The following is an 863-nucleotide window of genomic DNA, read 5'->3' as shown; positions in this document are numbered from 1 at the left end:
GAAATTCCGAAATACCGGAAGAGAGAGGACAAAGTTACCAAGTGTACCCTGTGCGCCGACCGGGTAGAAGCTGGTCTGACACCTGCTTGCGCCCGCACCTGCCCCAGCGGCGCCTTAACATTTGGCGACAGGGATGAACTCCTGCAAAAAGCAGAAGCGAGAGTAAAATTCCTGCGGGCTCATGGTTTCCCGCGCGCCACCATTTACGGCAAGCTGGAACTGGGCGGATTGAACAACCTGTATGTTTTAACCGACACCCCGGATAAATTCGGTCTGCCGGTAAATCCCAAGGTGTCCGGCACCGTGGGCTTCTGGCAGAACTGGGTACAGCCGTACTTTGGCTGGCTGATTCCGGTAGCCCTGGCAGGTTCCGCAGTCAGCTTCGTAACCACCAGGCTTTTAGCCAACAAACATGGCGAACACGTGGAAGGGGGGCATGAATAATGGCTTTAATTCCTGAATATCGTGAAGATCTACCCCGGGTAGAACGTTTTAACTTCGTGTCCCGCATGACCCACTGGGGCCATACGGTTACGTTTTTGCTGTGCCTGTTTACCGGTTTGTTGATTTTCATGGACGGCATGGACTTTTTAGCTCCGGTATTCGGCGGATTCAACGGCGCCAACCTGGTGCACCGGATTGCGGCTGTTGGTATGACCATTTTTATAGTAATTTTCGTGCTGTTTGACTTCAAAGGCATTGTCAGCTGGGTAAAAGACATCTTCCGTTTTGGAGTCAATGATATTATCTTTGTTATGAAGTTCCCCTTGGAGTTCCTGGGCTTTCCGGTCAAGGTTCCGCCGCAGACCAGGTTCAATGGCGGTGAAAAGGGCAACTCCATTGTTACCCCGACCTGTGTGATA

1 protein-coding gene and 1 pseudogene are annotated in these 863 nt (G+C 51.9%); both read left to right on the top strand.

The window, feature by feature from the left end; all coding sequences use genetic code 11:
* Positions 1 to 444, top strand: a 444-nt coding sequence (locus JCM14374_RS12865) for a 4Fe-4S dicluster domain-containing protein (RefSeq protein WP_369397393.1), incomplete at its 5' end; no start/stop codon positions are given.
* Positions 444 to 863 (top strand): annotated as a pseudogene (locus JCM14374_RS12860) (cytochrome b/b6 domain-containing protein); the annotation flags it as partial. The gene JCM14374_RS12865 and the pseudogene JCM14374_RS12860, both read left to right, overlap by 1 nt.

Source organism: Syntrophomonas palmitatica JCM 14374 (assembly GCF_001311885.1).
Classification (GTDB): Bacteria; Bacillota; Syntrophomonadia; order Syntrophomonadales; family Syntrophomonadaceae; genus Syntrophomonas_A; species Syntrophomonas_A palmitatica.
The sequence above is the reverse complement of the archived record's forward strand: the minus strand, read 5'-3'. Positions and strand labels throughout refer to the sequence as shown.